Raw genomic sequence first — 9,134 nt, 5'->3', positions numbered from 1 at the left:
CCCGTCGGTCACCCGCACGGAGACCCCCGCCAGCGGCACGCCGTCGTAGACGCAGCCGCTGGCGGTCTCGCTCATGCCGTAGGCGGTGCGCACCTGCACGCCGGCGCGGCGGGCGGCGGCGAGCAGGGCGGGGTCGGTGGCGGCGCCACCGATCAGCACGCCGTCGAAGGAGGCCAGCACGGCCGGCTCGTCGGCCAGGTACCGGCGCAGCTGGGTGGGCACCAGGGCGACGTAGCGGCGGTCGCCGGCCGGCAGCCGGGCCGCGGCGGTGGCCAGCGACTCGCCCCGGATGAGGACGACGGGCTCCCGGCCGGCCAGCGCGGTCCGGACGAGCACCTGCAGCCCGCCGATCGCCGAGGTCGGCAGGGCGAGCAGCCAGCTGCCGGGGCCGCCCAGCCGGTCGGCGGTGGCGGCCGCCGAGGCCCGGAGCGCCGCCGCGGAGAGCAGCACGCCCTTGCCGGCACCGGTCGACCCGGAGGTCACCACGACCAGGTCGGTGCCCGGCTCCAGCGGCTCGTCGGGCCGGAGCACCGCACGCGCCGCGTCGGCGGGCCCGGTGCCGGCGGGCAGCACGGCCAGCGGCCCGTCGCCGTCCAGGCTGCGGAGGAGCGCCGGCCAGACGGTGGACAGCACCGCCGCGGCCGCCTCCGGCGGCGGCGCGGCCACGAGGGTCAGCTGCCGGTGCACGAGGAGTCAGGCTACGGCGGCCCGCACTCAGAACAGGTCGGGCACCAGCGCCAGGACGACGAACCGGATGGCGCGGCCGACCAGGCAGGTCACCACGAACGCCCGCAGGCTCATCTTCGACGTCCCGGCGTAGAAGGCGATCGCCAGCAGCGGCGGGATGCCCACCGAGCCGCTGAGCAGCACCACCCCCGGGCCCCCGCGGCCGGACAGCAGCGCGACGCCTCGGGCGTTGACCCGCCCCAGCCAGCGGCCCACCGGCCGGAGCGCCCGCTTCACCGGCCCGCCCGGGGGTGGCTCCCCAGCCGCCTCGGCGGCGGCGATCGCGGCCGCCTCCGCCGCCCCGCGCTCGCGCAGCCGCTCCAGCCAGCGGGAGCTGGTCGCGCCCCGGGCGGCGGAGAACAGCAGCACCTTGCCCGCGGTCTGGCCGATCGCTGCGGCCACGGCGCCGGCGACGGCGACGGTGGGGGACCGGGCGACCGCCAGGCCGATCACGTAGGCCTCCACCGGCAGGAACGGCGTGACGGCGGAGACGGCGCCGACCACCAGGCCGAGCGCGATCAGGCCGATCGTGCCGGCGTCAGGCACGGCCGGCGGCGCCCGAGGTCGGCTGCCGGACGTGCACCGGGTCGCTGGGCAGGGGCAGCCGGAGCACCCGGCCCAGCGACCAGACCTTGATCACCAGGACCACCGAGGCGGCGACCAGGGCCACCCGCTGGTCGGGCACGAACACCAACAGCAGCACCAGCAGGGTGGTGTTGGTGACCTTGGCGACCACGTGCCAGTTCAGCGTCCAGGCCAGCCGGTCGACGAGGGAGAAGTAGTTGGGCGAGAGCACCGGCCAGCGCATCGGCAGCAGGGTCAGCGGCAGGTCGACCACGACGAACTGGAAGAGGAAGACCGCCACCGGCCACGGTGCGTCGATGAACATCAGCAGCACCAGGGCGCAGCTGATGCAGTTGATCCGGTCGCAGACCACGTCGAACACCGCGCCGAAGCGGGTCTCCTGGTGCCGCCAGCGGGCGACGTTGCCGTCGGCGGAGTCGCCGATCCAGTAGGTCAGGTAGGCGGCGAGCAGCCACGGCCAGGAGTGCTGGACGGCGGCGGTGGTCACCAGCGCCAGCGACGCCAGCGTGCGCACCACGGTGACGACGTTCGCGGCGTTGCGCAGCTGGCGGGGGTCCTCGCAGGCGCAGCCGCGCACGCCGCACCGCACCGGCAGCCCGGGACGGCGGGGGGTGCGGTCGACGGTGACGGTCCCTGGAGCCGTCGAGTGGGCCACGGGGGACCTCCGGGTCTCGGGCGCGCCGGATCTCCGGCGGCGCTGCGGAGTGCACGCTAGGGGTCGGTTGGCCTGTGCACCAGGACCGCCCCCGGGTGTCCCGGCCGCCCGCCTACGCTGTCGGCCGTGGTCACCGCCCCTCCCGACGCCGCAGCGGCGGCCCTGGCGGTGCACGTCTGGTCGGTGCCGATGCGCACCCGGTTCCGCGGCATCGACGTCCGCGACGGGGTGCTGGTGCGCGGCCCGGCCGGCTGGGGTGAGTTCTCCCCGTTCTGGGACTACGACGTCACCGAGAGCCGCCGCTGGTGGGCCGCGGCGCACGAGGCCGCCGTCCTCGGCTGGCCCGACCCGCTGCGGGACAGCGTGCCGGTCAACGTCACGGTGCCGGCCGTGGAACCGGACCGGGCACACGCCCTCGTGACGGCGTCGGGGTGCCGGACCGCGAAGGTGAAGGTCGCCGAGCCCGGCCAGTCCGCCGCCGACGACCTGGCCCGGGTGGAGGCGGTGCGCGATGCGCTCGGCCCGGCCGGGGCGATCCGGGTGGACGCCAACGCCGCCTGGGACGTCGACACCGCGGTCGCACGGTTGCGCGAGCTGGACCGGGTGGGCCTGGAGTACGCCGAGCAGCCCTGCGCCACGATCGGTGAGCTGGCGGCGGTGCGCCGGCGGGTGGAGGTGCGGGTGGCCGCCGACGAGGTGGTCCGCCGCGCCGCCGACCCCCGCGAGGTCGACCTGCGCGAGGCGGCCGACGTCGTGGTGCTGAAGGTGCAGCCGCTGGGCGGGGTGCGGGCGGCGCTGGCGGTGGCCGAGGCGCACGGGCTGCCGTGCGTGGTCTCCTCGGCGCTGGAGAGCTCGGTCGGGATCGCCGCCGGCGTCGCGCTGGCCGCCGCGCTGCCGGAGCTGCCGTTCGCCTGCGGCCTGGCCACGGTCGCGCTGTTCACCGACGACGTCACCGGTGAGCCGTTGCTGCCGGTCGACGGTGCGCTGCCGGTGCGCCGCCCGGAGCCCGACCGGCTCGCCGAGACCGCGGCCGAGCCGGCGGTCGAGCAGCGCTGGCGTGCCCGGCTGGCCGCGGTGACGGCCCCGTGAACCCGGCCACCGCCTTCGCCCGGGTGCTCGTCGACGAACTGGTCCGCGGCGGCGTCACCGACGCGGTGGTCGCGCCCGGCTCCCGCTCCGCGCCGGTCGCCCTGGCGCTGGCCGACGCCGAGACGGCGGGCCGCCTGCGGCTGCACGTGCGGATCGACGAGCGGACGGCGGCGTTCCTCGCGCTCGGGCTGGCGAAGGCCGCCGGGCGGCCGGTGCCGGTGCTGACCACCTCCGGGACGGCGACCGCCCACCTGCACGCGGCGGTGCTGGAGGCGCACGAGAGCGGGGTGCCCCTGCTGGCGCTGACCGCGGACCGCCCGCCGGAGCTGCGCGCCACCGGCGCGAACCAGACGATCGACCAGGTCGGCCTCTACGGCGGTGCGGTGCGCTGGGCACTGGACGTCGGGGTGCCCGAACCGGGTCGGGAGGCGGCGCAGAACAGGTACTGGCGGTCGGTCGTCGCCAAGGCGCTGCTCGTGGCCCGGGGTGCGCTGTCCGGCGACCCCGGTCCGGTGCACCTGAACCTGGCCCTCCGTGAGCCGCTCATGCCCGACGACGGCGGGGAGCGACCGGCGCCGCTCCCGGGTGAGTTCACCGGGCGTCCGGACGGCGCGCCGTGGACCACCTCGGCCGGTGACGGCACGCGGAGCGCACCGCTCACCGGCGGCGAGCCGGCCGGCGGGGGGCGCACCCTGCTCGTCGCCGGGGACGCCCCCTCCGCGGTCGGGCGGGCTGCTGCCGTCGTCGCCGACCAGCGGGGCTGGCCGGTGCTGGCCGAGCCCAGCAGCGGGGCCTGGGGCGCGAGCGGGGCGGTGCGCGGCTCCGCCCTGTTGCTGGGGGCTGCCGACTGGCTGGCCGCGCACCGGCCCGACCGGGTGGTCGTCGTCGGCCGGCCCACGCTCTCCCGGCCGGTCAACGCCCTGCTGGGCGACCCGGCGGTGACCGTGGAGACCTACGGGCCCTCGCCGCGCTGGGCCGACCCGGGCCGGGGCAGCAGCGTCGTCGGCAGCGCCCAGCTCGACCCGGGCCTGGCGCTGCGCGACCCCGGCCCGCGGAGCGGCGGGGAGTGGGCGGCTGAGTGGGCCGAGGCCGCCCGGCTGGTCGGGGCGGCGGTCGACGCGGAACTGGACGACGCCCCCGGGCGCGGGCTGACCGCGGCCCGGCTGGCCCGGGACCTGGTGGCCACGCTGCCGGCCGGCGCGCTGCTGGTGCTGGGCTCCTCGACGCCGGTGCGCGACGTCGACCGGCTGGCCGTGCCGCGGCCGGGGCTGACCGTGCTGGCCAACCGGGGGGTGGCCGGCATCGACGGCACGATCTCCACCGCGGTCGGGGCCGCGCTGGCGCACCAGGGGGCCGGTGGCGGTCCGGCGTTCGCGCTGATGGGCGACCTCACGTTCCTGCACGACCTGACCGGGCTGCTGCCCGGGGCGGGTGAGCTGCGGCCGGACCTGACCGTCGTCGTCCCGGACAACGACGGGGGCGGCATCTTCGCCCAGCTGGAGCCGGGGAAGCCGCAGTACGCGGCCAGCTACCGGCGGGTGTTCGGCACCCCGCACGGCCGGGACCTGGTGGCGGTGGCGCGCTCGCTCGGCTGGGCGGCGACCGCGGTCAGCGACCCCTCGCAGCTGGTGGCCGCGCTGGGCGCCGGTGGGCCGCGGGTGGTCGTCGTCCGCACCGACGCCGCCGCCGAGGCGGCCCTGGCCACGCGGCTGCGCGCAGCCGCCGTCACCGCCCTCGGCTAGGCCGGCGCCGGTTCAGGCCTGGGCGACGGGCAGGTCGCCGGCGATGGGCGCCGGCCGCGGGTGGGGCAGCGCCGGTGTGCCGGAGGCCTCGGCGAGCAGCAGCAGCTCCGCCTCGTCGGCCTCCAGCGGCTTGGCGAACAGCCAGCCCTGGGCAAGGTCGCAGCGCTCCGCGCGCAGCCGGTCCCGCTGGACCTCGGTCTCCACGCCCTCGGCGACGACCTCCAGCCGCAGCGTGCGGCCCAGCTGGACCAGCCCGTGCACGATCGCTGCGTCGTCGGCCGAGCCGTCGAGCAGGTTCACGAACGAGCGGTCGATCTTGAGCACGTCGACGTCGAACTGGCGCAGGTAGCTCAGCGAGGAGTAGCCGGTGCCGAAGTCGTCCAGGGCCAGCCGGGTGCCCAGCGCGCGCAGCTCCAGGAGCCGCTCGGCCGCCGCGTCCGGGTCGGTGACCAGCGCGGTCTCGGTGACCTCCAGGACCAGCGAGGACGGCGCGATGCCGCTGGAGGTCAGCGCCTCGGCGACGTGGTCGACCAGGGTGCTGCCGACCAGCTGGCGCGCGGAGACGTTGACCGCCATGGACAGCGGCGTGGCCCGGGGGTGGGCGCGCTGCCAGCGGGCAGCCGTGCGGGTGGCCTCGGCGAGCACCCAGCGACCGATCGGCACGATGTGCCCGGAGTCCTCGGCGACCGGGACGAACCGGTCCGGCCCGATGGCGCCGAGGGTGGGGTGCTGCCAGCGGAGCAGCGCCTCGAAGCCGACCACCCGCTCGGTCTGCAGGTCGACGACCGGCTGGTAGACCAGCCGGAGCTGGCCGGCGGCGAGTGCCCCACCCAGCTCCCGCTCCAGCTGGATCCGCTCGAGCGCGGCGGCGCGCATCTGCGGGTCGAACACGACCCACTGGGCCCGGCCGGCGGCCTTGGCCCGGTACATGGCGATGTCGGCGTCGCGGAACAACGACAGCGGGGTCGCCTCGGGCTCGGCGGCGACGATCCCGATGCTCGCCGCCACGGTGACCCGGTGGCCGTGCAGCAGCACCGGTTCGCCGAGGACCTGCAGCAGCCGCTCGGCCAGCGAGGCGGCGGCCGGCAGGCCGCCCCGGGTGTCGTCGATGAGGACGGCGAACTCATCGCCGCCCAGCCGGGCCACCGTGTCCGTCGCACGGACGACGCCCTGCAGTCGCTCGGCGACCGTGCGGAGCAGGTCGTCCCCGGCCAGGTGGCCGAGGCTGTCGTTGACGTCCTTGAACCCGTCGAGGTCCAGGCAGAGCACGATCGGCGGGCTGCCGGTGCGGCCGGCCCGGCGCAGCGCCTGCTCGGCGTGGTCCAGGAAGAGCGACCGGTTGGCCAGCCCGGTGAGCCCGTCGTAGAAGGCCTGGTGGGCCAGTTCCTGCTCGGCCAGCTTGCGGGCGGTGATGTCGTAGACGCTGATGGCGATGCCCCCGACGTCGGGGTCGTCCCGCAGGTCCACGACGCGGCCACCCAGCCACACCGTGCCGCCGGTGGGGTGGTCGCCCCGCAGCTCCAGCTCGACCGGCTGACCCGGCACGAGCCGGGCCCGGTCGAGGGTGGCCAGGACGTCGGCGGGGTCCACGCCGATGCCGCTGAGCAGCTGTGGCAGCGAGCGCCCGGTGCAGCCCGGGCGCCCGAGCAGCTCGGCGAGCGACCGGGAGTCCGAGGTGAGCCGCCCGTCACGGTCGACGACGGCCACTGCGTCGGAAGAGGTCACCGCCAGCGCCTCGTAGCGCCGGGCCAACGAGTGGACCTCGGCCCGGGCACGGCTCTGGTCGGTGAGCAGCCGCTGGGCGCGCACGATCATCAGCACGGTCAGCGTGGAGGTGGCCAGCAGGCCCGGCAGCGGGTCGATGTCCTCCCCGGCCACCCAGGACCGGAGCTCGAACGCCCCGGGCACCAGCAGCGGCAGGAAGGCCAGGGTCATCCGCCAGCGCCCGGTCCCGGCCGTGGCGGGCGTCACCGCCGGACCGGCCGGGAGGTCCGAGCGGTCCGTCCAGGGCAGCGCGGCGAACGCGGCCGCACCGATCAGCCAGCCGGCGTCCAGCCAGCCGCTGACCGTGTTCGGGGCGGCCAGCAACAGCCAGGCCAGGTCGGAGGCGAGCCAGGCGGCGGAGCCCAGGCCGAGCAGCAGCGCCGGCACCCCGATCCGCGACTGCACGACCATGCCGCGCACCACCAGGCCGATGACCACCGCGTCCAGCAGCGGGTAGGCAGCCCAGACGGCCCGGGTGCCCAGCGGCAGGCTGTCGTCGGTCAGCGTCGAGTGCACGGAGCTCTGCCAGACCACCAGCAGGGCGATCACCAGCACGGCAGCGCCGTCGAGCAGGGCGTGGAACCGGGCCCGTGGGTGGAGGTCGCCGTCGCCGGCGTAGACCAGCAGTGCGGCCCCCAGGGCGCAGTAGGAGGACAGGTAGGCGGCGTCGGCCACCGAGACGTCCGGCGGGGCATCGGCCAGCCACGCCTGGAGCTGCCAGAGGAGGTCGCCGAGGGCGTTGAGCGAGACGGCGACCGCGACCCACCGGGCCGCCGGCCCCGGGCGGCACCGCCGGACGCCCAGCCAGGCGGCGACCGCGGCGGTGACGCTGACGAGCAGGGAGACGACCGAGGACACGGTCTCGCCGCCGGTGGACCCGACCAGGACGATGAGGGCAGCGGCCAGCAGCAGCCACGCGGCGACGGCCGTACGCCCGCCACCGTTCAGCGTCCTGCTGTCCATCCGTCGTCCCCCTGTCGGTGTTCCCGTTCTGGAGACTGTCGGGACGCCGGCGGCTCGTCTTCACCTGAGGGGGGCACTCAGGCGGTGTGATCCCCCCTTCCGGGGGAGGGGGTCAGTCCTCCAGGGCGGCCTGGAAGGCAGCCAGCTTCGCCTGGGTCTCGGCCAGCTCGGCGATCGGGTCGGAGTCGGCGACGATGCCGCACCCGGCGAACAGCCGGGCCTGCCGCCCCCCGTCGGCCCCGGTCAGCTGCGCGCAGCGCAGCGCCAGCCCGAACTCCCCGTCGCCGCGCGCGTCGAGCCAGCCGACCGGCCCGGCGTAGCGGCCGCGGTCCATCCCCTCGAGCTCGGCGATCACCCGGGCCGCGCCGGCGGTCGGGGTGCCGCAGACCGCGGCGGTGGGGTGCACGGCGCCGACCAGTTCCAGCAGTCCGGTCGCGTCGTCGTCCCGCTGGCGGCCGCGGACGTCGCTGGCCAGGTGCCGGACGTTGGGCAGGGTCAGCACGCTGGGCTGCTCGGGGACGACCAGCTCGTCGACGAACGGCCGGAGCGCGTCGGCGAGGGAGTCGACGGCGTAGGCGTGCTCGGCGTGGTCCTTGACCGAGGTCTGCAGGCCCACCGCCAGCCGGTCGTCCTCCGCGCCGGCGCCCCGCGGGGCGGTGCCGGCCAGCACCCGGGCGTCCAGCTCGCGGCCGGTCCGGCGCAGCAGCAGCTCGGGGGTGGCGCCGAGCAGGCCGTCGACGGCGAACGTCCAGGTGTCCGGGAACCGCTCGGCCAGGCGGAGCAGCAGCCGACGGGGGTCCAGCGGCCGGTCGGCGCTGACCAGCAGGTCGCGGGCCAGCACCACCTTGTCCAGCTCGCCGGCGTCGATCCGGGCGACCGCGGCGGCGACGGCACCGCACCAGGCCATCGGGTCGAGGGCGCCGTCGGCGTAGGCGAGCCGGCCGATCGAGGTGGCCGCGTGCTGCGGTGAGGTCTCGACGACAGCGAGGTCCTCGTCGTCCGCGTCGCCGGTGACGGTCACCCAGGTGCACCCGTCGCGGCGGCCCACGACCACCTCGGGGACGACGAAGACCGACGTCCCCTCCGCCGGGTCGAAGGCCACGGAGGCGAAGAGGACCGGCCCGGAGCCGGGGACGCCGACCGGGTCGTGGACCTCGGTGCCGGCGCAGCGCTGGGCCCACCAGTCGGCGGCCTCGGTGAGCGCACCGGGGCCGGACACCTCCAGCCGGGCCGCCTCGCCCCAGCCGATCAGGCCCTCGCCGCGGCGCACCCAGGCGAGCGCGCCGTCGCGGGGGAGCAGGGTCAGCAGCGGCGTGCGCCGGGCGCCCAGGGGGGTGGTGGTGACCGCTGCCGCGCTGGTCGCGGTGCGTGCGGCTGCCGTGGTCACCGCTCCAGGGTAGGAGGGGCGCAGGTAGCGTCGCCGTCGTGGCGACCGGGGAACGGGCGGGGACGGCGGGGACGCGAGCCGGGCTGGACAAGCGGCCGGCGGAGGTCGCGGCGATGTTCGACCGGGTCGCCGGCCGGTACGACCTGACCAACACGGTGCTCTCCGCCGGGCTGGACGCCGGCTGGCGCCGGGCCACCCGCGAGGCGCTGGGTGCGCGGCCGGG

The 9,134-nt window shown here is 77.1% G+C and carries 8 protein-coding genes; 3 read left to right on the top strand and 5 right to left on the bottom strand.

Features of this window, described 5'->3' with window-relative positions; translation table 11 throughout:
* The 3 genes from G5C62_RS23230 to G5C62_RS23220 form a co-directional block, all read right to left on the bottom strand.
* On the bottom strand, positions 1–687 hold a 687-nt coding region (locus tag G5C62_RS23230; protein WP_241176081.1), incomplete at its 3' end, for an AMP-binding protein.
* A 27-nt stretch (positions 688–714) separates the two neighbouring features.
* Positions 715–1,272: a hypothetical protein gene (locus G5C62_RS23225; RefSeq protein ID WP_164702859.1), complete on the bottom strand. Its 558-nt coding sequence runs from the start codon at positions 1,270–1,272 to the stop codon at positions 715–717.
* The gene (locus tag G5C62_RS23220; protein WP_206330815.1) at positions 1,265–1,966 is read right to left on the bottom strand and encodes a CDP-alcohol phosphatidyltransferase family protein; all 702 of its coding nucleotides are present in this window, start codon (positions 1,964–1,966) and stop codon (positions 1,265–1,267) included. The genes G5C62_RS23225 and G5C62_RS23220 overlap by 8 nt, the downstream gene beginning before the upstream one ends.
* Before the next feature lie 126 nt (positions 1,967–2,092).
* On the opposite strand from G5C62_RS23220, the gene G5C62_RS23215 reads away from it, so the two are divergent.
* On the top strand, positions 2,093–3,055 hold the full coding sequence (locus G5C62_RS23215) for an o-succinylbenzoate synthase (protein ID WP_241176080.1): 963 nt from the start codon (positions 2,093–2,095) through the stop codon (positions 3,053–3,055).
* The gene (gene menD / locus G5C62_RS23210) at positions 3,052–4,797 is read left to right on the top strand and encodes a 2-succinyl-5-enolpyruvyl-6-hydroxy-3-cyclohexene-1-carboxylic-acid synthase (RefSeq protein ID WP_164702858.1); all 1,746 of its coding nucleotides are present in this window, start codon (positions 3,052–3,054) and stop codon (positions 4,795–4,797) included. Before G5C62_RS23215 ends, menD begins: the two co-directional genes overlap by 4 nt.
* 12 nt (positions 4,798–4,809) lie before the next feature.
* Here menD and G5C62_RS23205 read toward each other — a convergent pair whose 3' ends face one another.
* Both G5C62_RS23205 and G5C62_RS23200 read right to left on the bottom strand, forming a co-directional pair.
* Positions 4,810–7,524: a bifunctional diguanylate cyclase/phosphodiesterase gene (locus G5C62_RS23205; protein WP_164702857.1), complete on the bottom strand. Its 2,715-nt coding sequence runs from the start codon at positions 7,522–7,524 to the stop codon at positions 4,810–4,812.
* A gap of 112 nt (positions 7,525–7,636) precedes the next feature.
* Complete coding sequence (locus G5C62_RS23200; RefSeq protein WP_206330814.1) at positions 7,637–8,911, bottom strand: isochorismate synthase MenF; 1,275 nt, start codon at positions 8,909–8,911, stop codon at positions 7,637–7,639.
* A gap of 38 nt (positions 8,912–8,949) precedes the next feature.
* On the opposite strand from G5C62_RS23200, the gene G5C62_RS23195 reads away from it, so the two are divergent.
* The coding region (locus G5C62_RS23195; RefSeq protein ID WP_164702856.1) for a class I SAM-dependent methyltransferase at positions 8,950–9,134 on the top strand (185 nt) is incomplete at its 3' end.

It is taken from the genome of Modestobacter sp. KNN46-3 (genome assembly GCF_011039295.1).
This window is presented reverse-complemented; position numbering and strand designations above follow the sequence as displayed.